The organism is Pseudoalteromonas sp. S1608 (assembly GCF_005887265.1).
GTDB lineage: Bacteria > Pseudomonadota > Gammaproteobacteria > Enterobacterales > Alteromonadaceae > Pseudoalteromonas > Pseudoalteromonas undina.
The window spans coordinates 1-26968 of the sequence record NZ_PNDK01000056.1; the positions used below are offsets into that span (position 1 = coordinate 1).

The window sequence follows — 26968 nt, forward strand, 5'->3', positions numbered from 1 at the left end:
CGGCGAAGGTAAATGTGGTGGTAGCCACTAAACTTTTCTTTTTCCGATAAGTGAGAGGGCCATTAGGCCCTTTTTATTTAATATGAGGTTTTATTATGGCTCAAAATCAAACGCCTAACTTTGGCATGGTCGGTTTAGGCTTGCGAAGAGAAATGCTAGATGAGCTTGAGCATGCCATACCAAAACAAATTGAGTTTATGGAAGTGGCCCCAGAGAACTGGTTAAAGCTAGGTGGGCGCTTTGAAAAGCAATTTAAGCAGTTAACTAATAATAATCACTTTGTTTGTCATGGTTTATCTCTTTCTATTGGCTCACCTGAACCGCTCGATATTGAATTTATAAAGTCGTTAAAATCTTTCTTTGATAACCACGATATTAAAGCTTATAGCGAACATTTAAGCTATTGCTCAGGTAAAGGCCATATGTATGACTTAATGCCAATTCCTTTTACTGAAGAAGCGATCAAACATGTCGTTTCTCGGGTTAAGCAGGTACAAGATATATTAGAGCGACCACTTGTGCTGGAAAATGTGTCTTATTATGGTGCCCCTGGTCAGCAGCTATCAGAGCTTGAATTTACCAATGCTATTTTAGAAGACGCAGACTGCCAGTTGCTATTAGACGTTAATAATATTTATGTGAACTCGATTAATCATGGTTATGATGCACAAGCGTTTTTAAGTGGGCTACCAACTAATAAAATTGCCTATTGTCATGTTGCAGGCCACTACAATGAGGCTGATGACCTTATTATAGATACTCATGGCGCAGATGTTATTGACCCTGTCTGGCAATTGCTCGATAGCGCATATCAGGCACATGGTGTTTTTCCCACACTGCTAGAGCGAGATTTTAATATTCCGCCTATTAACGTGTTAACCAAAGAGCTGGATATAATCCATCATTTACAGGCAAAGCACCTTAAGTTGTTATCAACAGCACAAAGTGCTTAGCTGTTTGAATTTAATAAGTACTTGCTATTTTAGGGTTTTATAAGAGTCGTTATTATGAGTTTTATCGATGTGCAAAATGAGTTTATGGCCCATATTCGAGAGCCTAATAAGCAGCCGTGTCCAACCGATGTTGAAGACAGACGAATGGCTATTTACCGAGATCTGTTTTTTAATAATATTAATGGCTTTGTTTCATCGGCATTTCCAGTTTTAAAAACACTTTATAGTGATCAACAGTGGCTATTACTGGTTCGTCAATTTTTTAGTGAACATGATTGCCAATCTCCTTATTTTTTAGATATAGGAGAAGAATTTATTACCTATTTAATGACAAGCTATGTACCTAGAGAGTCTGATCCGGTGTTTATGCTGGCGCTAGCCCATTATGAATGGATTGAGCTTGACGTGTCTGTAATGAAGGCTGACCCCCGTGAGCTCCCTCTAAGCGCTAATAAGCTTACTCATTCTCCTTTGTATTTATCTAAAACAGCGCGTAACTTAAGCTACGACTATCCAGTGCAACATATAAGTGAAGAGTTTCAACCTCAACAGCCTTCAGAGCAGCCGTATTTCTTTGTTGTTTACCGCGATGAGAGTGATGAGGTGCAATTTTTGGCCACCAATGCCATGACCGCCATGCTACTGTCTATTATTGAAAATGAAGCGGGGAGTACGTTTGAGCAGGTTTGCCAACAGGTTAGTGAAAATGCACCACAATTTAATCTTGAGCAAATAACACAAGGGGCACTGAGTACCTTAACAGCTATGGCACAGCGGCAAATTATAGTGACAAAAAATCAAGACTAAGCTCTTTATTGATTATTTCACATCGTCTATTATAGCGCCTTTATTTGTTGTGCTTAATAAAAGGTTGTACCCATGTCAGATGATAAAGACTTTAAAGACCCGTTCAATGCGGCTTACTTTTTTGCATTCTTAGCCGTATTTGCTGGAATAGGGTGTTTAAATGCCATTTTAGGTTGGATCACCAGCTTAACTTAATCAGGTTTTATTTTAAGGCTGTTGTTTTTCATCAGCCTTACATTTTTATCACTTCCCTCTCCCGACACTTTATAATTATCGCAAACTCGCAATTTACGACCACTTAAGGTTATAATCACCTGCTTTGTAATATTAATCATTGAGCAGTTAAAATTATGACTCAAGTAACACCAGCAATTATCAAAAACAGCATTACTACAATTGCTGATTATCCTAAAGCGGGCATTATGTTTCGCGATGTAACAACCCTAATGGCAAACCCTGAAGCGTTTAAAGCAACCATAGATGCATTTATTGACGCTTATAAAGACCAAGGTTTTACTAAAATTATCGGCACTGAATCACGTGGCTTTATTTTTGGTGCTCCGCTATCTTATGCTTTGGGAATTCCTTTTATCCCTGTTCGTAAACCAGGTAAATTACCGCGCGAAGTTATTCGCCAAGATTATCAACTCGAATATGGCGAAGATACACTAGAGCTTCATACTGATGCGATTGTAGCCGGTGATAAAGTATTGCTAGTTGACGACTTGTTGGCGACCGGTGGTACAATTGAAGCAACAGCCAAGTTGGTTGCAAAATTAGGCGGTAACGCCACAGATGCTGCCTTTGTTGTATCACTTCCAGAGCTTGGTGGTGAGCAACGTATTGAAAAAATGGGCATCAATATTTTAAAATTGGTTGAATTCGAAGGCGAATAATCGATGAGTTATCAGGTTCTAGCGAGAAAATGGCGTCCTCAAACCTTTCATGAATTGGTTGGGCAGTCTCATGTAAAACAGGCGCTGGTAAACGCGCTGACTCAAAATAGACTGCATCACGCTTATTTATTCACTGGAACCCGTGGTGTTGGTAAAACCACCATTGCCCGTATTTTTGCTAAAAGCTTAAATTGTGATGAAGGTATATCTGCCACACCATGTGGTCAATGTAGTAGCTGTGTTGATATAGAGGCAGGGCGCTACATTGATTTACTCGAAATAGATGCGGCTTCACGCACCAAAGTTGAGGATACGCGTGAGATCCTCGATAACGTTCAATATGCGCCAACGCGCGGACGTTACAAAGTATATCTAATCGATGAAGTACACATGTTGTCAAAGCACAGCTTTAATGCGTTATTAAAAACGCTTGAAGAGCCGCCTGAGCATGTGAAATTTTTGCTCGCAACCACTGATCCTCAAAAATTACCAGTGACTATTTTATCTCGCTGTTTACAGTTTAATCTGAATGCATTGTCGCAAGCTGAGATTAAGCAACAGCTTGAGCATGTGCTTACCCATGAGCAGCTTAATTTTGATAATGATGCGCTAAGTATTATTGCCAAAGCGGCCGATGGTAGTATGCGAGATGCATTAAGTCTGACCGATCAGGCTATTGCTCAAACAAATGGTGATATTAAAAATCAAGCGGTACAAGACATGCTTGGTTTAATGGACACCCATTACAGTCAAAGTTTACTTGCGGCATTATTAGCGCAAGATGGCACAGCCTTGATGAATGAAGTTGCTCAAGTCGCTAGCCGAAATCCAAATTACATTGCGTTGCTTGATGACTTAATTGCGCTAACGCATGTGATTCAATTGAGTCAATTAGTTCCTGAAGCGGCTGCGCTTGATAGCAATAACGCCGATTACATTGAGCATGTTGCAGCGCATAGCCATGCCCAACAAATTCAAGTGTATTACCAGTTATTACTCAATGGCAAAAAAGATTTACAATGGGCACCTGAGCCTCGTTTAGGATTTGAAATGATTATGCTCAGGTTATTGGCATTTGAACCTACGCAGTTGCAAACCAATCAACCTGAACCTAGCTCACAAGCTGCGCCAGAGCAAAATAGTGCAGGGCGGGCTAATGCTCTGCGTGATATTTTAAATAAAAATAAACCAGCGCAGAGTAATGCTCCTCAAATTCAGCCATTAGCAACTAATACGCAGCCAACAAAAGCCGATGAGCCTGAGGTTTCAAAGCCTGATAATAGCCAAACACAACTTGAGCAAAGTTCGATACAAAGTCAGCCTCAAATTGTCGATACCCCTGCTGTAATAAGTGATGAACAAGCGCAGCGTCAAAGCGAAGATGATGCCTACATGCAGCACAGTGATGTAGAACAAACTATTGCCGCACAATACGATGATGTAATGAGTAGCGCTGTTGACCAAGGGTTTAACCCTGAGTTAGCAAATGCCACAAGTAACGCAGATCAGTCTGCGTCATCAATGGGTGAGCAAGAAGCGCGAGCACAGTCAGCAATAGCGCGTATTTTACGCGATAGAAACATTTCGGGTGCCGGTAAGCTTTCAAGTGCCGCTATTGAAAAGCCAACTGAAGAAAAACCAGTACCGGCAAAATCCGAATTTAGTCGCCCGGTGAGCAATGAAGCACAAACTGTATCGCAGCAGCCACCGCCATGGGATAGTGAGGTGAGCGATGACCTGCAAAAAAAGCCTCAGCTCCCAGCACAGGGGAGCCGAGCTCAGGTAGCAAATAAGCCAGCGAGTAAAGTTGACTTTAAAGCAAAGCATCAAACGATTACTGAAAATTTAGCACCTGAGCTATTAGAGCAAATTAACCCGCAAAAACCAGCACCTGTTGTTGAGCAAGAGCCTAGTATTCCCGTACCAGATGATTTTCAAAGCCCAATTAGTGAAATTAGATTTGCCCATCAACAAGACGAATGGGCCTATTTAATAAAGCGTATGGGACTTGGCGGACGCATGCGCCAGTTTGCATTGCATTCAATTTTTACCAAACAAGACAATCATTTCCATATTGAAGTGGATGAATCGCAAAAGCACTTAGATACGCCAATGTTACGTCAAAAGTTAAATGTGGCGTTATCAAGTATTTATGGACACAACGTTGAGCTTAATATTGATTTTGCTAGCGGGGTGATTGACTCACCTTATTTGATTCAACAAAAAATTGATGCAGGTCGTCACCAGCAAGCGATTGATGTGATCACCAGCGATGAAAATATAGTACAATTTCAACAGCTATTTAGCGCTGAAATTGACGAAAACAGTATTCAGGCATTGTAATTAACGACCAGTGCCCTTATTTATACTCCAGTTAATGTATTAAAAGAAAGAGAGACGATTATGTTTAAAGGTGGAATGGGTAACATGATGAAGCAAGCGCAGCAAATGCAAGAGCGCATGCAAAAAGCCCAAGAAGAAATCGCAACGATGGAAGTGGTTGGTGAAGCCGGTGCAGGTTTAGTGAAAGTAACCATGCTTGGTAACCACAATGTTCGTCGTGTTGAGCTTGATGAAAGCTTAATGGAAGATGACAAAGACATGATTGAAGATTTACTTGCAGCAGCGTGTAATGATGCTGTTCGCCGTGTTGCTGAAGAAACTCAAGAGCGCATGGGCAAAGTAACAGGCGGTATGCAATTACCACCTGGTATGAAAATGCCGTTCTAAGCAATTATGCAACTTTCAGATAGTTTAACATCGCTAATAGAAGCACTTCGTTGTCAGCCAGGTATTGGCCCGAAATCTGCTCAGCGCATTGCATTTCATTTATTAGAGCGCGACCGCAAAGGTGGCACTCAGCTTGGGAATGCGCTAACAAAAGCGATGACGGCTGTAGGGCATTGTCAGTCGTGCCGCACGTTTACCGAGCAAGCGCAATGTGATATTTGCTTAAGCACTAAGCGTCAAGACAGTGGTACTTTATGTGTGGTTGAGTCGCCTACAGATGTGTTAGCGATTGAACAAACAGGCCAATACAAAGGACTCTATTTTGTATTAATGGGACATTTGTCACCGATTGATGGCATAGGGCCTAAAGAAATTGGTCTAGACGTGCTTGAGCAAAAGCTTGCCCATGGCGGTATTAATGAAGTTATATTAGCCACTAACCCTACGGTTGAAGGTGAAACAACGGCTCATTATATTGCCCAGCTTTGTCATAAATACAAAGTGGGTGCATCGCGAATAGCCCATGGTATTCCTGTGGGTGGCGAGCTTGATTTAGTCGATGGCACAACCTTAATGCATGCATTTAGTGGCAGGCGCTTAGTCAGCCATGAATAGTTTATTTTAAGCTTACTATTTGAACTTACTTTAAAAGCCTACATACATGCTGTAGGCTTTTTTGTTGGCTTTAATTGCAATATAAACAAAAGTTTAAGGATGGTATGGCTGCAATAACTCAAAGTGCTAATGTGATTGTTGATGACTTTATCGCACCTGTTTGCCATGAACACATAAAAATTATTTATCAAGATGATGATATTTTATTGATCAATAAACCTAGCGGCTTGTTGAGCTTGTCGGGTAAAAACCCTCTTAACTGGGATTCGGTTCACTATAGGCTTGTTAATGGCCAACAAGGCGTTACCGCAGCGTTTCCTACTGCGATATTACCCCACCGTTTAGATTTAGGTACCTCCGGAGTGATGGTGGTAGCACTTAACGAGAAAGCAGCTAAAGCACTGAATCAGCAATTCCAATCCCGAAGTGTTAAAAAGCAATATCGCGCAATGCTCTTTGGATTGGTTTCTGAGCCTCAGGGAGAAATTACTGCGCCTATAGCAAAAGATAAAATGTTATTTCCGAAAGTGAAAATTTGTCACCAGAGCGGCAAACTCTCGCGCACTCAATTTAAAGTGGTTAAACGCTTTAACAAAGAGCAAAAAACTTTGGTCGATTTTACTCCTATAACTGGACGCACTCATCAACTTAGAATTCACAGTTTAATTTTAGGCCACCCTATACTAGGATGTGATTTATATAAAAATGATTGCAGTGAGCAGGGTGCTCAACGATTATTATTGCATGCCAGCGATTTATTTTTTGTACATCCATGCACTGATAAGCCAATGCACGGGCATGCCACAACGCCTTTTTAGTTGATTAAGCCCTTTAAAGTGTCTTTGAATGGGGTTTTTTATTTTTTTTACTTGAACTTCTCACGGCTCACCCCATATTAAGTGCATAACGCAGACACTTTGCAAATTGGAGATACATAAATGACTGCAGCACAAAAAGAAACATTAGGCTTTCAAACAGAAGTAAAACAACTATTAAACTTAATGATTCACTCGCTTTATTCAAATAAAGAAATCTTTTTACGTGAGCTTGTATCAAATGCATCTGACGCCGCCGATAAACTACGCTTTTTAGCCCTTTCAAACGGTGATCTTTATCAAGGTGATGCAGATTTACGCGTACGTATAAGCGCAGATAAAGACGCTAACACAGTGACCATTTCTGATAATGGTATTGGTATGACGCGTGATGAAGTGATCAGCTCATTAGGCACCATTGCTAAGTCGGGTACGGCTGAATTTTTCAAAAACTTAACGGGCGATCAAAGTAAAGATTCACAGCTTATTGGTCAATTTGGTGTTGGTTTTTACTCAGCATTTATTGTTGCTGATGAAGTGACTGTTCGTACTCGTAAAGCAGGAGAGACAACAGCGGTTGAATGGCAGTCAAAAGGTGAAGGCGAGTACACGCTACAAGAAATCGAAAAAGAAGGCCGTGGTACAGATATTATTTTACATCTTCGTGAAGAAGAAAATGAATATGCAGATGAATGGCGTCTTCGCAGTATCGTAACTAAATACTCTGATCATATTTCTACACCAGTACAAATGTACAAGGCAGAAGTACCTGAGTCTGAAGGTGAAGATGGTGAAAAAATTCCGGCTGTTCCAGGTGAGTGGGAAAGCATTAACCGTGCAACTGCATTATGGACACGTGACAAATCAGAAATCTCTGAGGACGAATACAAAGAGTTTTATAAGCATGTAAGCCACGACTGGGAAGATCCGCTTAGCTGGGGACATAATAAAGTTGAAGGTAAAACTGAATACACCAGTTTGTTATACATTCCAAAAAAAGCACCTTTTGATTTATGGAATCGTGAGCGCCAAAGTGGTTTAAAACTTTATGTTCAACGTGTGTTTATTATGGATGACGCTGAACAGTTTATGCCAAGCTACTTACGTTTTGTTAAAGGCTTATTAGACTCAAACGATTTACCACTAAACGTATCGCGTGAAATTTTACAAGACAACAAAGTTACCCAAGCTATTCGTAAGGGGTGTACGTCGCGTATTATTAAAATGCTTGAGCGTATGGCTAAAAACAAAGCCGATGATTACCAAACATTTTGGAATGAATTTGGTCAGGTAATGAAAGAAGGGCCTGCAGAAGATGCGGCCAACAAAGAAAGCATTGCTAAACTATTACGCTTTTCATCAACGCACACCGACTCAGAAACTCAAGATGTTTCACTTGAGCAATACATTGAGCGCATGAAGGACAGCCAAGATAAAATTTACTATGTGGTTGCTGACTCATTTATTGCTGCTAAAAATTCACCACACTTAGAAATCTTCCGTAAAAAAGGCATTGAAGTATTATTGCTAAGCGATCGTGTAGATGAGTGGATGATGAGCCATTTAACGGAATTTGGCGAAAAGCAATTTCAGTCAATTACCCGCGGTGATCTAGATTTAGGTAAGCTAGATGACGAAGAAACTAAAAAAGCACAAGAAGAGTCTGAAAAAGAAGTTGCAGGCTTGGTTGAGCGTATCAAAACTGCATTAGGAGATGATGTTAAAGATGTACGCTTTACTCACCGCTTAACCGACTCACCAGCGTGTGTAGTGAGTGATGACAATGACATGAGCTCGCAAATGCAAAAGCTAATGGAGTCAGTAGGTCAAGCTGTTCCTGAGGCTAAGCCTGTGTTTGAATTAAATCCAGAGCACCAACTGGTTAAGCATTTAAATGATGAGCAAGACGAAGATAAGTTTGCACAGTGGTCACATGTACTACTAGACCAAGCCTTGCTTGCAGAGCGCGGTACGCTTAAAGATCCAACTGGATTTGTAACTCGCTTAAATAAACTTATGCTTGATTTAAGCAAATAAGTATAAAAATCAATGATTGAGTAAAAAGGGAACGACTGTTCCCTTTTTTTATGCCCTGCTCGAAGGGTTATGCCTAAGGGCAATTTACTCTTTGTTGCTTTCATGGATATAGGCAGGGGGTGAGCAGGACGCGGAAGCTTTACTCGGTTTTTACTTAGCCCAGTAGGTGACAAACCCCGCGCCGCGATTAAATTCTCCCTAGTTTGAACAAATATTAATCCGCAAAGGTCAACAGACCCTAGACAATTAGTATAAGTTACTTGAGTATCTGCAGCGCTTATGGAAGAATTCAGACTTTAAAATAAACTCTCATATTAGGGGACAATGATATGCGCATTATTCTTTTGGGCGCGCCGGGTGCAGGTAAAGGTACTCAAGCTCAGTTTTTAATGGATAGATACGGTATTCCACAAATTTCTACCGGTGATATGCTACGAGCTGCAATTAAAGAGGGCACACCACTTGGCCTAGAAGCAAAAAAAGTAATGGACGCAGGTCAGCTTATTTCTGACGATATTATTATTGGCCTTGTTAAAGAGCGTATTGCCAAGCCAGATTGTGAAAAAGGCTTCTTACTAGATGGTTTCCCACGCACAATTCCACAAGCTGATGCAATGAAAGAAAATGGCGTAGTGGTTGATCACGTTATTGAATTTGATGTTGCTGATGAAGTTATCGTTGAGCGTATGGGCGGACGTCGTGTTCATCCTGGCTCTGGCCGTGTTTACCATGTTGTTTACAATCCTCCAAAAGAGGAAGGTAAAGACAACGAAACAGGTGAAGAACTAATTATTCGTGCAGATGATACCGAAGAGACAGTTCGTAAACGCTTAGGTATTTACCATGAGCAAACAATGCCATTGGTTGACTACTACCAAGCAGAAGCGAAAGCGGGTAACACGCAGTACCATAAATTAGATGGTACCCAAGCGGTTGAAGCAGTAAGCAAGCAACTAGCTGAGCTACTAGGTTAATTTTTTAACCACACAGCAGAATAAAAAAAACCGCTTTTATAGCGGTTTTTTATTTCCTGAAATTCGACCTTTAAAGCATTTTAAGCTTTTCAATGACGCTATCATATTCAGGCTCGGTTGATAAACTACTAACTAATTGCTTATAAATAACCTTATGGCTCTTATCAAGAATAAAAACAGAGCGGGTAAGTAATCCCATATCTTTAATGATTAAGCCATACTGTTGACCAAAATCACGCCATACAGAATCAGAAAGCGTCGTTACTTTATCGATATTTTCGGCCTTACAAAAACGCTTTTGCGCAAATGGTAAATCGGCACTAATAGTGAGCATGGCCACGCCTGGAAATTGTTGGGCGACTTTTTCATTAAAGTGCTTAGTTTGTAAGCTACAAATACCGGTATCTAAGCTCGGAACAACACTAATTAATACAGCTTGGCCTTTATAATCTTCTAACGTAACAGCAGTGAAACTGTCATTAACTACTTTAAAGTTAGGGGCATCTTCACCAACTTTAAGGCCTTTCCCTAATAAGGTAACTGGCTTACCTTGTGCAGTTACTTTTCCTGCATCGAGTGTGTTTTCGGGTAAATCTGCGGCAAAACTGGCACAGCAAAATAGGCTTAATGCAAAAGCTAATGTACGACGCATGGAGTTTTTTCCTTTTAAATTAACGCAATAGTTGTGAGTGTATTATAATGTAGATAAGTAACCAAGCAGAAAAATCCACAGCTTTATTTTTGCCTAAAATTGAAAATAAGTAATACATTGATTACTATGTATGTATAAGAAATAGGTATTATTTTTTATGTATCCGTGGCTTGTTCTACACGCTTAAAATTACACCCAGTTTTAAAATAGTGAGATTGTATGTCAACATCGGTTTTAATATGTGATGATTCAAAATTAGCACGACGCCAGTTGGCTCGTTCCTTACCCGATGATTGGGATATTAAAATTGAATTTGCATGTGACGGTGTAGACTGCATAAAACAAATAAGCAAAGCCCAACCTGAAATTCTTTTCCTTGATTTAAATATGCCAGAGATGGACGGCTATGGTGTGTTGGCAGCAATGAAAGATCAGGGACTAGACGTGCTCACTGTGGTGGTATCGGGCGATATTCAACCAAGCGCACATCAACGTGTACTTGAACTTGGCGCCATAGACTTTATTCAAAAACCATGTTCCCCTGAAAAGCTCGCTGCCATTATAGAGCACCATGGCATAAGAGATAGAGCACTGCGTGAACGTTTGTCCCACACTTTAGGTGAACAAGTTGACCCTGATGTTCGTGATATATACCAAGAGCTGACTAATGTTGCTATGGGCCAAGCAGGGGATCTACTTGCACGACTGCTTAATGTATTTGTTAAGCTACCCATTCCTAATGTTAATGTTTTAGAAGTCAGTGAGCTTAATATGGCGCTAAGCTCTGTTGATACCAATGACACTACGTCGGGTATTTGCCAAGGTTTTATTGGCGGCGGGGTATCTGGTGAGGCGTTATTACTTTTAAATGATTCTAGTTTTAAAGAAATAGCTTCACTAATGAATTACGAAGGTGAATTAAACGACAAGGTTGAGTTAGAGTTGCTAATGGATGTAAGTAATATTTTAATTGGCGCTATATTAACAGGCTTATCAAAGCAGCTCGACATGACCTTTAGTCAAGGCCACCCCATTGTATTGGGCCAGCACCGTGATGTTTCTGAGCTTGTTCAGTCTAATAAGTCGCGTTGGCAACGGACACTTGCCATAGAAATTAGTTACGGTATTGAAAATCATGATATTAGTTGTGATTTAATGTTGCTCTTTACTGAAGATTCACTTAAAACTTTGAAATATAAAGTTGCCTATCTACTGGAAGATTAAATATTTATGCCAGCTGATTTAGATTTAAATGAAATCCATTGGTTAATGGACATGTTTAATACTGTTGATGTAGGCCTTGTGGTGCTTGATAGAGACTACAAGGTATGCGTTTGGAATGGCTTTATGGAAAACCATTCTGGGCTGTTACCGAGTGCAGTAAAAGATAAAGACTTGTTTGATCTATTTCCAGCCATAGATGAAAAATGGTTTAGAAGTAAAGCTGAGTCAGTGTTTGTATTAAAAAATCGCTCATTTACTATTTGGGAACAGCAGCCGTATATTTTTCGTTTTAAAAATTATCGACCGATTACAGGTAAAGCGGATTATATGTATCAAAACGCCACGTTTATTCCACTTACGAATGTACGAGGGGAAGTAGAGCATATTTGTATTATTATCTACGATGTAACGGATATTGCAGTTAACAAAAAAGAGCTTGAAGAGTTAAACAAAAAATTAGAGCAAGTAAGCCAAACTGACAGCCTTACCCAGCTTGCAAACCGAGGACATTGGGAGCATTTGTTACATCAAGAATTTTTACGTACTAAGCGCAGTGAAGGTTGCTGCTCGTTATTAATTTTTGATATCGATCACTTTAAAAAGGTAAACGATGACTTTGGTCATAGTGCGGGAGATGAAGCACTTCGTCATATAGCGAGTTTACTTAAAACTGCATTGCGTGAAACTGATATTGCTGGGCGATACGGCGGTGAAGAGTTTGTTGTTACTTTATTAGATACCGATAAACAAGGGGCTATCGTATTTGCTGAACGCTTGCGTCAATTAATCGAAACCTCACCAGCGAAATACAAAGAGCACACTATGCATATGGCCATTAGTGTGGGTATTGCCTGCTTTGACAACGAATTTAAAGATCATGAGCGTTGGATTGAAGCTGCCGATAAAGCACTTTACCATTCAAAAGAAACCGGTCGAAATAAAGTGTCGGTATATGCTGATATAAAAAATGATGCGTAAGCATCATTTTTTAATTGGGAGGTAAAATAAGTAATTAAGTTTTGAGTAAACGCATTATTTTTTCTGCAGTATTACCAATGAGCTTAGCTTTAATCCCTACATTTCCTACAGAGCCTATAATCACTAAATCAGCATTAAGCTTAGCCGCTAAGCTTGAGAACACCTGCTCGGGTAATCCCGCTTTAATATGAAGCTTAGCCGCTAAGCTTGAGAACACCTGCTCGGGTAATCCCGCTTTAATATGAAGCTTATCGCGTAAGTTATTATCAGTTATAAGGGCCTGCTGCGATTGTGGTCGTTTCTCAAACGCATTAACGAGTTGTTCCTCAGAAAAAACCAAGCCTAAATCTCTTAATATTGGAGAAATATAGACAGTATAACCTGCATAAAACTCACAATCGGTTCGCTCTGCATATTTTTACTCTGTTGTATGGCGTGAGTCATCGCTTGGGCATTGACCAATGGTTGAAATATCACCAGAATTTGACTCCTGTTCAAGTTTTACCTTAAAGCCCCATAGTCTGTAAAGGTGTTTTAATACCTCCTCATGGGAGTTGGCCAGTGGAATGGCGTTGTGAGGGATATATCGCAGGGTTAATGAGCGATCTCCACGCAAGTCTACATCGTAAACTTGTATGTTAGGTTCATGATTACTAAGGTTATATTGTGCAGAAAGTGCCTCTCTAACCGCTTTGTAGCCATTATCGTCATGAATAGCGCCTATTTCTAAATGTGGGTTGTTAGCATGGTCTACTATAGTGAACAATTTAAAGTCTCTGATCAGTTTTGGCGATAAAAATTGGCTAATAAAACTTTCATCTTTAAAGTTTTGCATTGCAAAGTGAAGAGTTTCAAGCCAGTCACTACCAGCATGTTCAGGAAACCAGCGTTTATCTTCTTCTGTCGGGTTTTCACAAATTCGGCGTATATCTACCATCATATTAAAACCCAGCGCATAGGGGTTAATACCTGAGTAATAATCGCTATTATAAGGGGGTTGATATACAACATTTGTATGGCTTTGTAAAAACTCTAACATAAATGAGTCGGTTAGTTTTCCCTCATCATATAAGTGGTTCAAAATAGTGTAGTGCCAAAAAGTGGCCCAACCTTCATTCATAACCTGTGTTTGTTTTTGCGGATAAAAGTACTGCGATATTTTTCGCACAATACGTACGATTTCTCGTTGCCATGGCTCAAGTAAAGGAGCATTTTTTTCAATAAAATACAGAATGTTTTCCTGTGGCTCTTGCGGAAAGTGGCGCTCACTTTTTTTTGATTCTTGCTGCTGAGAGGGAATGGTACGCCATAGTTCATTAACTTGTGATTGTAAGTACTCAGCCCGTTCTTGCTGGCGTTTTTGTTCTTCAAATAACGAAATACGCTGCGGACGTTTATACCTGTCAACACCATAACTCATTAACGCATGGCAAGAGTCGAGTATGCTTTCTACTTCAGAAATACCGTATTTCTCTTCACAGCGGCTAATATAGTTTTTAGCAAACAATAAATAGTCAATTATAGAACCGGCATCAGTCCATGTTTTAAATAAATAATTCCCCTTAAAAAAAGAGTTATGCCCGTAACACGCATGTGCCATAACCAATGCCTGCATCGGCAGCGTATTTTCTTCCATTAAATAAGCTATACATGGATTGGAGTTAATCACAATTTCATATGCAAGGCCCATTTGACCTCGTTTATAATTTTGTTCTGTTTGGATAAACTTTTTACCGTAAGACCAGTGAGTATAGCCAATAGGCATGCCTACACTGGAGTAAGCATCCATCATTTGCTCAGCAGTGATCACTTCAATTTGGTTAGGGTATGTGTCTAGTTTATAATGCTCAGCAACACGTGCAATTTCATCTTGATATTGCTGAAGTAACTCAAAGGTCCAATCGGGCCCATCACTGATTCGCTCGTTATTCATATTGCTACCTCGCTTTGGCTATGCAGCCCCTTGCTGTTGACGGCCTTTTTTAAATAGCTCCCTAAATATAGGGTAAATGTCTTCAACACCTTGAATATGTTGGATGGCAAAATTACTGTGAGTTTGGCTTATGCTTTGGTACTCGCGCCATAAACTTTGGTGGGCGCGGGTAGTAATTTCTATATAGGCAAAATATCGCACTGCGCTTAACAGTTTGTTACGTAAAATATGCCCACATTGCGGGGTATCATCTGCCCAGTTATCACCATCAGAGGCTTGTGCTGCGTATATATTCCATTCATCAGCATTATAGCGCTCTGCTATTATTTCATTCATCAGCTTAAGCGCACTTGAAACGATAGTACCGCCCGTTTCTTGGGAGTAAAAAAACTCTTGTTCATCAACTTCTTTAGCTTGAGTATGATGACGAATATACACAACCTCAATGTCTTTATAGCTGCGAGTTAAAAACTGATAAAGCAAAATATAAAAGCGTTTTGCCATGTCTTTGGTGGCTTGATCCATTGAACCGGATACATCCATAATACAAAACATTACTGCTTTGCTGGTTGGGTGTGGTTGTTTATTGTAGTTACGAAAACGCAAATCGTAGTTATCAATAAAGGGTACCGATTTAATTTGCTGCTTTAGAATGTCGATTTCTTGTTGCAACAATGTCACAGCGGCTTTGTCGCAGTGTGGTTGTTCAAGCAGTAGTGCTAATTGCCCCTCAAGTTCACTAAGGCGTCGCTTTTTTCCTGCGGTCATTGCAATTCTACGAGCTAAAGAGCCTTGTAATGAGCGCACTACGTCAATATTACTGGGCATACCGTCGCTGCAAAACCCAGCGCGATGGGTTTTCATTTGTACGAGCTTATCGAGCTGGTTTTCTTGTAAATTAGGGAGTTCTAAATCTTCAAATAACAAATCAAGATATTCATCTTTAGAAATTGAGAAAACAAAATCATCTTGGCCTTCGCCAGAATCACTCGCTTCACCTTCGCCCGCGCCACCGCCTTGTCCACCTTTAGGTCGCTCAATTTTATCACCAGTAGAGAACTGATCGTTCCCTGGATGTATTTGCTCTCTATTACCGCCTCTACCTTGATGAAAAGTAGGTTCACTAATATCACGCTGTGGAATAGATATACTCTCTCCAGAGCTAGAGTCGGTGACGCTGCGTTTATTTATCGCATCAGACACCGCTTCTTTTATCTGCTTTTTATAACGCCTAATAAAACGCTGGCGGTTAACTGTGCTTTTGTTTTTGCCATTTAAACGCCTGTCGATAAAATGCGCCATAATGACCTCCTAAAAACTGCAATTATGAAGGTTATTGCGATTTTCTAACCCGTAAATACCACTCAGATAGCAAACGCACTTGTTTTTGCGTGTAGCCTTTTTCAACCATACGGTTAACAAAGTCCTCATGCTTTTGCTGATCCTCAGCCGATGTTTTAGCATTGAATGAAATGACAGGGAGTAAGTCTTCGGTGTTTGAGAACATTTTTTTCTCAATAACAGTGCGTAGTTTCTCATAACTCGTCCATAGCGGATTCTTGCCATTATTGTGAGCGCGAGCACGTAGTACAAAGTTAACAATTTCATTTCTGAAATCTTTAGGATTTGAAATACCTGCCGGTTTCTCAATTTTTTCTAGCTCAGCATTAAGCGCATCACGGTCAAACAATTGCCCTGTATCAGGGTCGCGATATTCTTGATCTTGAATCCAAAAATCAGCATAAATAACGTAGCGGTCAAAAATATTTTGTCCGTATTCCGAGTACGATTCTAGATAGGCGGTTTGTAGCTCTTTACCTATAAACTCAACATATTGTGGAATTAAATAGCCTTTTAAAAAACTTAAATAACGCTCTTCAACCTCGGCACTAAATTGTTCTCGTTCAATTTGTTGCTCAAGTACATAAAACAAATGTACTGGGTTGGCGGCCACTTCGGTGGTATCAAAGTTGAATACGCGAGATAAAATTTTAAACGCAAAACGAGTTGAAAGACCGTTCATGCCCTCATCGACACCAGCGTAATCACGATATTCTTGGTATGACTTAGCTTTTGGATCGGTATCTTTGAGTGTTTCACCATCGTAGACCCGCATTTTAGAGTAAATGCTAGAGTTTTCTGGCTCTTTTAAGCGCGAGAGAGTGGTAAATTGAGCTAAAATTTTAAGTGTTCCTGGCGCACATGGAGCATTATAAAGCTCACTGTGTTCAATCAGCTTATCGTAAATTTTAATCTCCTCGGTCACTCTTAAGCAATATGGGACTTTAACAATATAAACACGGTCTAAAAAAGCTTCGTTGTTTTTATTGTTTTTAAAGGTTTGCCATTCTGACTCGTTGGAGTGGGCGAGTATCATGCCGTTAAATGGCAGGGCGCTTATGCCTTCTGTGCCGTTATAGTTGCCTTCTTGTGTGGCTGTTAAAAGCGGGTGTAGCACTTTTATCGGTGCTTTGAACATTTCCACAAACTCCATTAAGCCTTGGTTAGCTAAACATAATGCGCCTGAATAAGCGTACGCATCAGGATCATTTTGCGCAAAGTGTTCAAGCTGGCGGATATCTACTTTACCTACAAGAGCCGAAATATCTTGGTTGTTTTCATCGCCGGGCTCTGTTTTAGCAATCGCTACTTGATTTAAAATTGATGGGAAGCGTTTAACCACTCTAAATTGGCTAATATCACCATTAAATTCTTGTAAGCGTTTTGCGGCCCATGGCGACATCACTGTTTTAAGGTAGCGTGACTTAATTCCATATTCTTTTTCGAGCAGGTTTGCATCTTCAATGGGGTCAAATAATGCCAGCGGATGGTCATTAACAGGTGAGCCTTTAATGGAGTAGATAGGCACTTGTTGCATTAAATACTTTAATTTTTCGGCAATTGATGACTTACCACCACCCACAGGGCCGAGTAAATAAAGTACTTGTTTACACTCCTCTAAGCCTTGTGCTGCATGTTTTAGATAAGACACAATTTGTTCAATAGCGTCTTCCATGCCATAAAAGTCAGCAAATGCTGGGTAACGTGCAACAACACGATTTGAAAATAAGCGACTTAGGCGAGTATCGGTAGCAGTATCTACCATTTTAGGCTCGCCAATGGCCATCAGTAACCTTTCAGGTGCACTGGCATAAGCAGACTTATCGGTTTTACAAATTTCGAGGAATTCAGCAACACTGTACTCTTCTTCTTGTGTTGATTCATAACGTGCTTGGTAGTGATCAAAAATAGTCATAATGACCTCCGAAACCTACTTTGAAGATGTATTCACTATCTAAAGTCTAGTCACGAATTTCATTTTTTGTGCAATAAAATTAAAAATTTATATGAAAAATGATCAAGATGCGCTTTTATAAAACAACCTACGTATAAACGCAATTAATGCAAATTGTAGGCATAAAAAAAGACGCCTAAGCGTCTTTTTAAAACTAGTATTAAACTAATTATGCGAAGTTAGCGTTCGCGAATTCCCAGTTAACTAGTGACCAGAAACCTTTAAGGTAATCTGGACGCACGTTACGGTAATCAATGTAGTATGCGTGTTCCCATAAATCCACTGTTAGGATTGGAGTAACACCTGCATCTGTTAGTGGTGTAGCAGCGTTAGATGTATTAACGATGTCTAGTGAACCATCAGCCAGTTTAACTAACCAAGTCCAGCTTGAACCAAAGTTATTTACTGCTTTATCATTTAACGCGTCTTTAAATGCGTCAAATGAGCCCCATTTGGCGTTAATTGCATCAGCAATTGCACCTGTTGGAGCGCCACCGCCATTTGGAGATAGGCTGTTCCAGTAGAAAGTGTGGTTCCAGATTTGAGCAGCGTTATTAAATACACCGCCTTCTGAAGAACATACGATTTCTTCAAGTGACTTACCTTCAAACTCAGTGCCTGGGATTAAACCGTTAAGTTTAGTCACATAAGTGTTGTGGTGTTTACCATGGTGAAACTCTAGCGTTTCTTGTGAAATATGTGGCTCAAGTGCATCAATTGCATACGGTAGTGACGGTAGTTCAAATGCCATTTTTTATCTCCATCTTCTTTTGGTTGATAGTCTATTTAGTAATACGTAATGCCTGCGCAAACAGGGCACTTATCTATACCAAACAGGAATATAGTGTTACTATAATTGTTGAGTATTTTACTCAAGTTTTAGCAAACAGCAATGCTCTTGCTAAAGCTATTTAAGATTGAGGCTTTAATTGCCTATTTTAATCTATATATCTGAGGCCACAGTGAAACTTTTTCAAGGCCTAATGTGTTCGCTATCGTCATTTTGAGGTTGTAAATGGAAACCATCGATAAAATTAAACAGCAAATTGCTGAAAACCCAATCATCTTATACATGAAAGGATCACCAAAACTGCCTAATTGTGGTTTTTCTTCACAAGCATCACAAGCGTTAATGTCGTGTGGTGAACCGTTTGCTTATGTAGATATTTTACTTAATCCAGACATTCGTGCAGAGCTTCCTGCGTATGCTAACTGGCCTACTTTCCCACAACTTTGGGTTGAAGGTGAGTTAATTGGTGGCTGTGACATTATCATTGAAATGTTTCAACGTGGTGAATTACAACCACTGATCGCAGAAACAGCTGCAAAGCATAAACCTGCAGACGCTGAATAAGCGTTTAGGTAAAAAAAAGCTGCAATTTGCAGCTTTTTTTATGTCTATAAATTATTTACTCTTGTTGCTTATACGCTAAAAGTAAGGAGTGAGAAGGCAGCTTTACTCGTTTTTACGTAGCTTACAAAGCCGCAAACTTCAGAGCGCGATTGAATCGTCCCTAAATTGAGCAAGTTTTCATTCTTAAATAAGCAGTTATCAGGGTAAACTTACAAAAACACTGATCCCGCCGATTTCACGATTATGCAGGCTAATTTGCCCATGATGGGCTTCAACAATTTCTCGACACAGTGCCAACCCTAATCCACTTCCAGCTGCCTTGGTAGAATAAAAAGGAATGAGAGCACTGGCCATAACCGTTTCACTCATGCCTTTTCCTTGATCGCTCACATTAATATGAGTGCCGAGGTTATCTTGTGTTATTTTTAAACTAATATGCTCTGCTAGCGACTCTGATTCATGTGCGTTTTTCAACAGGTTAATGAGCAATTGTTCTATTTGGGTTTGATCGGCTCGTGTGATGATATCTTTTTGAAGGTCGAAATTAAATTGCCATTGGCTTTGTAATTGATCGAGTAATGAATGCCAATCAACCGTTGTTATTTTAGGTGGTGGTAGTTTAGCAAACTTTCCATAGCCTTGAACGAACTCGTTTAAATGCTTTATTCGCTCTTCAATGGTAGTGAAAACGCGTTGTAAACGAGGTTCATCCACTTTTTGCGTTAACAGCTGTGCACTATGTAACATGGATGACATAGGACCTAGTGAGTTATTGAGTTCATGGCTAATGATCCTAATAACCTTTTTCCAAACTTCAACTTCTTGGCGGCTCAATTCGCGGGTCAATTGTTTAAATACAAACAACCTGTGGTGTTGGTTGTTAAGCAATAAGCGACCCATTGAAAGATGCCATGTTTGCGGTTCTTGTTCTGCTTTATCGAGAATAAATAAACCATCTACGCCTTTATTAACGGCATTAATTATTTGCTGTGGGGCTTTAGACAATAATGGTGATATTTTTTCGCCTTCTAGGGCTGTACTTGCATTAAAAAAATCTCTCGCACTATGGTTACTATAAACAATAAAATCATTGTCATTTACCAATAATACAGCTTGAGGGGCGTTTTGTAATACCTTATCAAGCATCAACTCTCGTTGGTAAACCCATTGTTTTTCTTGTCTTAATTGCTTTGCAGTTTTGTTGTAAAGCTGGCACAAATGACCTAATTCATCATTATGGTTATAGGCCAGTAAAGTCGATAGTTCCCCATCTTTAAAATTTAATAAGCCAGTTTCTAATGAAGTAATACCTTGGACCAGTTTACCGCTGAGTCGATGAGCCAATAAGCTACTTAGCGCGGCTGTGAAAATGACACTTACTGTTGTTTTTATAGCGTCAACACCCAGCAGCCAACAACAGATAAAAACAGGGATCACAGAGGAAAATACACATACTAAAATCACTTTAGAAGTTAAAGAGAAGCGGTATATTGATTCTTTCATCAGTAGGCAATCTCAAACTTATCAAGACGACGGTAGAGTGCTTGTCGGCTGAGGCCAAACTCACGTGCTACTTTGGCAATCACCCCTTTATGTAAACGCATGGCATCCTCAATTTGTTGTTTGTTAGGCTCTACTTTTTGAGTGTGTGTTTGAGGCGTAATAGGAGTTAAACCAAAGTCGTCGATGCTTATCTCACCGCTGGGTTTGAGCACACTGACACGTTTACATGCATTTTCAAGTTCACGAACATTACCGGGCCATGAATGGGCTAAAAGTAGGTTTTCGCATTGTAAGTCCAGCTCACGTTCTACTAAAAAATGATGAATAAGAGGAAGTATGTCATCCGGTCGCTGATTAAGACTTGGCAGGTTAAGTTCAATTACATTTAAGCGGTAATATAAGTCTTCTCTAAACAGCCCTTTGCTGATTGCATCTGTTAGGTTTTCATTGGTCGCTGATATTACACGGACATTAACTTTTCGGGTCTGGGTTGAACCTAAGCGCTCGAATTCTCCCGTTTGTAAAATCCGTAGGAGCTTCATTTGTCCTGATAAAGGGAGATTACCTATTTCATCTAAAAATAATGTGCCACCATCAGCCGCTTCAAATCGACCAATCCTTTGTTTTGTGATCCCTGTAAAAGCACCTGCTTCTGCACCAAATAATTCTGCTTCTATTAGTTGATGGGGAAGGGCACCTGCATTGACCGTAATAAACGCAGCATTTTGGCGAGGTGAGTTTGCTTGAATAATTTGTGCTATGCGCTCTTTACCACTGCCATTTGGGCCTGTTATTAATACAGAGACATCAGATTTGGCGACTTGTAATGCCATTTTAACTAATTGCTCCATGGCCGTACTGCGATAAATTAAACCTACTAAATTAGCATTTTCTATAGATGCATCCCGCTCTTGCTGGTGGCGCAATAAGGTTTGATTTTGTTTTTTGGTCTTTCCTAGTTCAATTAGGTTATTAACACAGGTAAGAAGTTTGGCATCATCCCATGGTTTTGGTAAATAATCAGCCGCACCGGCTTTGACAAGTTCAACGGCTGTTTCAAGCTCAGTCCATGCAGTGATCAGAATAATGGGCAGATGGGGATTTAGCTCTCTAAGTTGATAAAAGAGTAACTTTCCCTCTTCTCCTGAAGTTGTGTCGTTACTAAAGTTCATATCTTGAAGTACAAGTGCAATACGCTGGTATTGCACAATTTGAATAGCTTCAAATGGGCTATTTGCAGTAACCACTTTATAGTCGTGAATCTCTAGCAATAATGACAGAGCATCTAAAATTGCAGGATTATCATCAACGATAAGTATTTTTTCCATGTTAATTTAATCGCTGTTTATTATTATTTAAATATTGAAAATGCTACACCGCGTTTAGCCAGTGTAGCATAGGTTGGGAGCTGTGCTATATGGTTCTAGTGGCGATACTCGGCGAAATATTTGCCGCGCGTTTAGCTGGGCCAAATACAGCCAAAAGACTCATTGTAAACACCATGACTGCCGTGACAGCAATATAACTTGATGGTAATGCCGCTATTGAAAAATGTTGCATTAATAACTGACCGAGTAAAAGTGCTGAAATAGCACCTAAAAATAAGCCAGCAATACAAATCAGCGCATTTTCAACTAAAAAATAATTAACAATTGCAGATTTACGAGCGCCTAAAGCACGACGGGTTCCAATTTGCTTGGTACGTTTGTTTATATTAAATAGCGTCAAACCAAAAATGCCCAGTGCGGTTACCAATACCAGTATGGTTATGAGCACAATTAACATACGCATCATAAGTTTATCTGCAGCCATATATTGATCTTTAAGTTCATCAAGGCCTTTAATATTGTTGATCACCCGCTTGCTATAATTATTTAGCATCGCATTTTCGATTTGTTTCATTACAGCTGCGCGTTGTCCTGGCTTTGTTCTTACAGCAAATTGTGCGTAAGTTTTGCCTTGAATATACGGAATAAGCGCAACATTATTGGGGTGACTATCTTTTAGCCAAGGGCCTTTCATTGGCGCTGTGATCCCAATAATTTGTAGGGGTAAGTCACCAAAATAAATGGTTTTTCCTAGGCCATCTCCCTTAGGGAAAAGCTCATTGGCTAACGCCCCGGTAACGACTGTGACATTGGTTGTTCTATCTGTTGGTGAATTTGTAATGAGTACTTCATCTTCACTAAAATTACGCCCGGCAATCAATTTTACGCCATATGTGTCTAGGCCGTGCTCATCAATAAAAAAGTAAGCAGTGCGCACATTTTTGCTTTCTTGTGGTGCAGGTTTTAAATTAAAGCCGGAAGCGCTGCCACTACCAGATAACGGAATACTGCTACTTTGCGCTGCACTCTCAACCCCTGGTAGGGCTCTTAACATGGCTTCGTCCAATTCAAACTGCTGGCTAGCATCAACATCTTTCCCAAAGGTCATCACATTGAACTTAAACAAGTCTTGCTCTGGGTAGCCGGTTTCTTGGTTTAAAAAAGCGATTCTATCTTGAATGATAAACGCCGCATTACTAACAATAGCCGTTGTAATCGCAATTTGAATAAGTAAAAGTATCGCTCCAACCTTTGAGCGGCAAAGGGCATGAAATATTGGTTTTATTTCTAACATGATTAGCTCCTTATTGGCTCTTTAAGTAAATGGCAGGGTTGGTTTTACACACTAGCCAAGCAGGGTAAAGCCCAGCAATAATACAAGTAGTTATTGCGATAACTGGGGCACTTAATAACATGGCTAAATCCATCGTGGCTATGTTTTTGTAATATTCGTAACTTTGCCTTACCCCGAGCAGGCCAATTTGTGCAAGTACAATACCGAGCAAACCGCCGATAAAACCAAGCATGGCTACTTCTACTAAATGCTGTAGAAAGACTTGTCGCTTACTTGCCCCGAGTGCTCGACGCACGCCGACTTCTGGAGCACGGCGTAAAAACTTTGCTAGTAATAATCCTAAAATATTAGCTAAACACACCGCTAAAAACATAAAGCTTAAACTAACCAGTATTTTGTTATCTTCACTAACGACATTGTTGTATTCCATCCATTGGTTTACATCACGTAGGCTATATTCAGGTTTCTCTCGCGTGAAGCGGCCACGTTTTTTTTGCTCTTCAATGTAAGAGGTGAGGTAATCACCGTAAGCGGTTTTTTGCTCTGGTGTATCAAGCTGAGCCCAAAATTGGATCCACACTATTTCCGATTGCAATCTATCGGCATAGGTATTTATATTTTCATGTTTCCAGCCATTGCTATTGCCCCAGCTGGTGAGCTCTTTTGCTTTAATTAAACTAAAGGGTAAAAATAGGTCTGCTATTTTATCAAAAGCGCCGTTATTTAAATCGTAATATTTAAGGTTGAGGGGCCAGTCATCAATAACACCGACAATTTGGTAGCTATCGTCATCCAAATAGACTAGTTTGCCGATGGAGTTTTCACCCGCAAACAACTTATCGTTCAGCTCTTTTGAAATCACCAAAACAGGGGCTGCAGATTGCTCTTGTTGTACACTCCACACACCGCCATAAATAAATGGCACATCAAACATGCTAAAAAAATCGGGTGTGGTCATGCGTGCTTCACCAGTAAACGGCTTAACTTTATCTGAGTCTAAATACACCGAGAAGCCAGTGCGCATCATGGCCACTTTTTTATCTGGAGTAGGCGCATTATGTAAATTTACGGCATCTTGATAAGTCAATTGCATGGGGATATCGTCACCCGTCCACCACGTGTGACCTTCACCCATGGTTTGTAATTGTACGTTATACAATTGACTGCTTTTATGCGGGATCGGATCTGCTGACATCATATGATAAACGCTTAAACTGGTCATGGTTACACCAATCCCAATGGCAATCGCCAGCACCATTAAGAAACTCACCAGAGGAGTGCGCTTAAAGCTACGCCAACTTAAATCGAGGTAATGTAATAGCATGGCTTACGCTCCTGCAACATTTTTAAGGTTTTGTGCGCCTTGATACAGCGTAAAGTCGGCAAGTTGTCCATCGACCACCTGAATGTTTCTTGGCGCTCTGCGAGCAAGCTCAGGATCATGGGTCACCATAATGATGGTCGCGCCATCGCGATTGATTTGTTCAAGCAGCTCCATTACTTGACGAGCCATAAGGCTGTCGAGATTACCGGTTGGTTCATCGGCAAGTAAAAATCGTGGCTCGCCAGCAAGCGCGCGTGCTATGGCTACTCGTTGTTGCTGTCCGCCAGAGAGTTGCTGTGGCAAATGTTTTGCCCGAGAGGCAAGACCAACTTGTTCTAAACATTTTTCAATGCGACGTTTACGCTCTGCGGCTTTAATACCTCTATAACGTAGCGGTACTTCAATATTTTCATATAAGTTTAAGTCAGGTATTAAATTGAACCCTTGGAAGATAAAGCCTATTTTTTGATTTCGACAATCTGCGCGCTGGTTATCGTTTAACTTACCTACATCAATTCCATCAAGTAAATATTCACCTGCAGAGAAGGGTTCTAACATTCCAGCTATATTTAAAAAGGTCGTTTTTCCTGATCCGCTAGGGCCTGTAACAGCAATAAATTCGCCTTCATCAACGTGTAGATTAAAATCACGTAATGCATGGGTTTGAACCATTTCTGTTTGATATACTTTACTTATATTATTCATCTTTAACATGCTTTTTCCTTTTGTTGTTTGGTTCTACGCGATTGTTAGCGAAGTAATAATGTGTGTGTGTGTTTGAAACTGTTATAGCTTGAGATAATCAATTCATCGCCAGCTTGAACCCCTGAGATTAACTCAACCGCATTAATGCTGGTTGCACCAATTGAAATATCAATTAGCTGAGCTGTATCACCGGTAATTTTATAAACCTGTGTACCGCCTTGTTGTAAAAATGCCCCACGCTTAACTTGTAAAACATCGTCACGATTTTCTAATAAAATACGTGCTGTTAATCGTTGGTTTTGTCTGATACCCGTCATGTCTTTGTCAAAACGTACACGTGTTGTAACTTCTCTATTATTTACTTCTGGTGAAATGGCAGAGAGGGTGCCCATCACTTTGCTAGCGCCCATTGTTATCTCTACGTCCATACCTAAACCAAGCTCATTTGCATAACTTTCAGGGACTTGTAGTTCTGCTTCAAAATTGCTCAAATCAACTAAAGTCATTAATGGTTGGCTTTGTGTTACCGCTTCTCTTTGTTGAACTAGTAAGTTACCTACAATCCCTGACACTGTGGCTTTAATTGTTAAGTTATTAACTTTACGAAGTAGATCATCGACAATCAGTTGTTGACGAGTGACGTCTCGTTTAGCGGCCTGTAGTTCAAAAGTAAGTGTATCTTTGGACAATTCAACTTCTTGCTCTGCATGTTTATAAGAGAGTTTTGCACGGGCAAGCTCATCAATGGCTTTTTCGTGATCAATTTGACTGATCACATTTTTTTGCATTGATAAGGCCGCTCTGCGATTTTCTCTATCGGCAGCGTTTAACTCTACTTGTGCTAGATCAAGTGCTTTATTTAAGCTTAATGATTGGCGGCGTGCCTCAAGGTGTTTACGTTGTAGCTCGCCCTCAAGACGAGCTAAAACAGACTGTTGCTGCTTTAATTCGTTTGTGAGCTCAGGACTATCAACCATGGCTATTACATCATGCAGTTTTACTGAGTCACCAGCATTAACCTTCAATGAAACAAAGCCTCGTTCAGGGCTGTAAACTTTTGGTGCTCTGGCGGCGACAATTTTACCGCTGGCTGCAACATCGCGTATTAGCGATTGGCGCACCACCGTGGCTATTTGTAGGCTTACTCTATCAACCGAGATAGTACCTTCTTGATCAGCATTTAATAGTGCATATACACATAGAGCAACTAGGCCCACAATAAATATAAACAGCCTGATGTATTTTTTAAAATTTATAGGTCGTGAGATTTGCGTGTCTTGCCCGCTAGTGTCTTTAATCATTATTCATTCTCTTAGTGTTTTTCAAACACAGTAATCATTAGCGAGGCAATAAACAGAATAATTGGTGAAATTAAAAATAAGCCAATAGTAAACATTCGAACATCCTCAAAATTTATATAGTTATGCTGTATTCGAATAGCATGCCATTTTTTATCTTATTGAATTTATTTGACTTTTAACTTTACCCTTTTTGTTTTACATGTCCGCGGACATAAAAAGTGTCCGCTGCGGGCACTTTTTTGATTTGTCT

General features: G+C 40.1%; 25 protein-coding genes. 13 read left to right on the plus strand and 12 right to left on the minus strand.

What is annotated here, in order from left to right:
- Nucleotides 1-95 precede the first annotated feature (95 nt).
- From CWB75_RS17915 to adk, 10 genes are all read left to right on the plus strand, one after another.
- Nucleotides 96-953 carry an HvfB family MNIO-type RiPP peptide maturase gene (locus tag CWB75_RS17915; RefSeq protein WP_138571363.1) on the plus strand — a complete coding sequence of 286 codons (858 nt, stop codon included), beginning with the start codon at nt 96-98 and terminating at the stop codon, nt 951-953.
- Nucleotides 954-1007: 54 nt separating this feature from the next.
- The gene (locus tag CWB75_RS17920) at nt 1008-1760 is read left to right on the plus strand and encodes an HvfC family RiPP maturation protein (RefSeq protein WP_138571364.1); all 753 of its coding nucleotides are present in this window, start codon (nt 1008-1010) and stop codon (nt 1758-1760) included.
- 72 nt (nt 1761-1832) lie between these two features.
- A complete protein-coding gene (locus CWB75_RS19300) occupies nt 1833-1955 on the plus strand; it encodes a hypothetical protein (protein ID WP_008109320.1) in 123 nt (40 codons plus the stop codon).
- 155 nt (nt 1956-2110) lie between these two features.
- On the plus strand, nt 2111-2656 hold the full coding sequence (apt, locus tag CWB75_RS17925) for an adenine phosphoribosyltransferase (protein ID WP_008109316.1): 546 nt from the start codon (nt 2111-2113) through the stop codon (nt 2654-2656).
- Between the two features lie 3 nt (nt 2657-2659).
- A complete protein-coding gene (gene dnaX / locus CWB75_RS17930) occupies nt 2660-4999 on the plus strand; it encodes a DNA polymerase III subunit gamma/tau (protein WP_138571365.1) in 2340 nt (779 codons plus the stop codon).
- 60 nt (nt 5000-5059) lie between these two features.
- Complete coding sequence (locus CWB75_RS17935) at nt 5060-5386, plus strand: YbaB/EbfC family nucleoid-associated protein (protein ID WP_010388590.1); 327 nt, start codon at nt 5060-5062, stop codon at nt 5384-5386.
- Between the two features lie 6 nt (nt 5387-5392).
- Nucleotides 5393-6001 (plus strand): recombination mediator RecR, encoded by a 609-nt coding sequence (gene recR, locus CWB75_RS17940; RefSeq protein WP_138571366.1) that lies wholly within the window; start codon nt 5393-5395, stop codon nt 5999-6001.
- Between the two features lie 104 nt (nt 6002-6105).
- The gene (locus CWB75_RS17945) at nt 6106-6819 is read left to right on the plus strand and encodes an RluA family pseudouridine synthase (RefSeq protein WP_138571367.1); all 714 of its coding nucleotides are present in this window, start codon (nt 6106-6108) and stop codon (nt 6817-6819) included.
- Nucleotides 6820-6939: 120 nt separating this feature from the next.
- Nucleotides 6940-8853 (plus strand): molecular chaperone HtpG, encoded by a 1914-nt coding sequence (htpG, locus tag CWB75_RS17950; protein ID WP_054201119.1) that lies wholly within the window; start codon nt 6940-6942, stop codon nt 8851-8853.
- A 329-nt stretch (nt 8854-9182) separates the two neighbouring features.
- Nucleotides 9183-9827, plus strand: coding sequence for an adenylate kinase (gene adk, locus CWB75_RS17955; RefSeq protein ID WP_008468042.1), 645 nt, complete (start codon nt 9183-9185; stop codon nt 9825-9827).
- Nucleotides 9828-9897: 70 nt separating this feature from the next.
- Here adk and tpx read toward each other — a convergent pair whose 3' ends face one another.
- On the minus strand, nt 9898-10479 hold the full coding sequence (tpx, locus tag CWB75_RS17960) for a thiol peroxidase (RefSeq protein ID WP_055012934.1): 582 nt from the start codon (nt 10477-10479) through the stop codon (nt 9898-9900).
- 219 nt (nt 10480-10698) lie between these two features.
- Here tpx and CWB75_RS17965 point away from each other — a divergent pair, with 219 nt between their 5' ends.
- Both CWB75_RS17965 and CWB75_RS17970 read left to right on the plus strand, forming a co-directional pair.
- Nucleotides 10699-11703 (plus strand): response regulator, encoded by a 1005-nt coding sequence (locus tag CWB75_RS17965; protein WP_010388597.1) that lies wholly within the window; start codon nt 10699-10701, stop codon nt 11701-11703.
- 6 nt (nt 11704-11709) lie between these two features.
- On the plus strand, nt 11710-12681 hold the full coding sequence (locus tag CWB75_RS17970; RefSeq protein WP_010388598.1) for a sensor domain-containing diguanylate cyclase: 972 nt from the start codon (nt 11710-11712) through the stop codon (nt 12679-12681).
- 34 nt (nt 12682-12715) lie between these two features.
- Here CWB75_RS17970 and CWB75_RS17975 read toward each other — a convergent pair whose 3' ends face one another.
- The 5 genes from CWB75_RS17975 to CWB75_RS17995 form a co-directional block, all read right to left on the minus strand.
- The gene (locus CWB75_RS17975; RefSeq protein WP_249362345.1) at nt 12716-13021 is read right to left on the minus strand and encodes a universal stress protein; all 306 of its coding nucleotides are present in this window, start codon (nt 13019-13021) and stop codon (nt 12716-12718) included.
- Between the two features lie 78 nt (nt 13022-13099).
- The gene (locus CWB75_RS17980; RefSeq protein WP_075169069.1) at nt 13100-14614 is read right to left on the minus strand and encodes a SpoVR family protein; all 1515 of its coding nucleotides are present in this window, start codon (nt 14612-14614) and stop codon (nt 13100-13102) included.
- 18 nt (nt 14615-14632) lie between these two features.
- Nucleotides 14633-15916, minus strand: a complete 1284-nt coding sequence (locus CWB75_RS17985; RefSeq protein WP_010388601.1) for a YeaH/YhbH family protein — start codon at nt 15914-15916, stop codon at nt 14633-14635.
- Between the two features lie 31 nt (nt 15917-15947).
- On the minus strand, nt 15948-17870 hold the full coding sequence (locus CWB75_RS17990; protein WP_010388602.1) for a PrkA family serine protein kinase: 1923 nt from the start codon (nt 17868-17870) through the stop codon (nt 15948-15950).
- 208 nt (nt 17871-18078) lie between these two features.
- Complete coding sequence (locus CWB75_RS17995; protein WP_010388603.1) at nt 18079-18660, minus strand: superoxide dismutase; 582 nt, start codon at nt 18658-18660, stop codon at nt 18079-18081.
- A gap of 264 nt (nt 18661-18924) precedes the next feature.
- Here CWB75_RS17995 and CWB75_RS18000 point away from each other — a divergent pair, with 264 nt between their 5' ends.
- A complete protein-coding gene (locus CWB75_RS18000; protein ID WP_024602947.1) occupies nt 18925-19263 on the plus strand; it encodes a Grx4 family monothiol glutaredoxin in 339 nt (112 codons plus the stop codon).
- 198 nt (nt 19264-19461) lie between these two features.
- On the opposite strand, the gene CWB75_RS18005 is transcribed toward CWB75_RS18000, so the two are convergent.
- The 6 genes from CWB75_RS18005 to CWB75_RS18030 all read right to left on the minus strand — a co-directional run bounded on the left by CWB75_RS18005 (nt 19462) and on the right by CWB75_RS18030 (nt 26718).
- Complete coding sequence (locus CWB75_RS18005; protein ID WP_138571368.1) at nt 19462-20766, minus strand: sensor histidine kinase; 1305 nt, start codon at nt 20764-20766, stop codon at nt 19462-19464.
- Nucleotides 20766-22094: a sigma-54-dependent transcriptional regulator gene (locus CWB75_RS18010; RefSeq protein WP_138571369.1), complete on the minus strand. Its 1329-nt coding sequence runs from the start codon at nt 22092-22094 to the stop codon at nt 20766-20768. Before CWB75_RS18010 ends, CWB75_RS18005 begins: the two co-directional genes overlap by 1 nt.
- 85 nt (nt 22095-22179) lie before the next feature.
- A complete protein-coding gene (locus CWB75_RS18015; protein ID WP_138571370.1) occupies nt 22180-23388 on the minus strand; it encodes an ABC transporter permease in 1209 nt (402 codons plus the stop codon).
- 10 nt (nt 23389-23398) lie between these two features.
- Entirely contained in the window at nt 23399-24712 is a 1314-nt protein-coding gene (locus CWB75_RS18020; protein WP_138571371.1) for an ABC transporter permease, read from the minus strand.
- Between the two features lie 3 nt (nt 24713-24715).
- Nucleotides 24716-25426 carry an ABC transporter ATP-binding protein gene (locus CWB75_RS18025; protein ID WP_010388610.1) on the minus strand — a complete coding sequence of 237 codons (711 nt, stop codon included), beginning with the start codon at nt 25424-25426 and terminating at the stop codon, nt 24716-24718.
- Nucleotides 25427-25461: 35 nt separating this feature from the next.
- Nucleotides 25462-26718 (minus strand): efflux RND transporter periplasmic adaptor subunit, encoded by a 1257-nt coding sequence (locus CWB75_RS18030; protein ID WP_075169075.1) that lies wholly within the window; start codon nt 26716-26718, stop codon nt 25462-25464.
- Nucleotides 26719-26968: the final 250 nt, after the last annotated feature.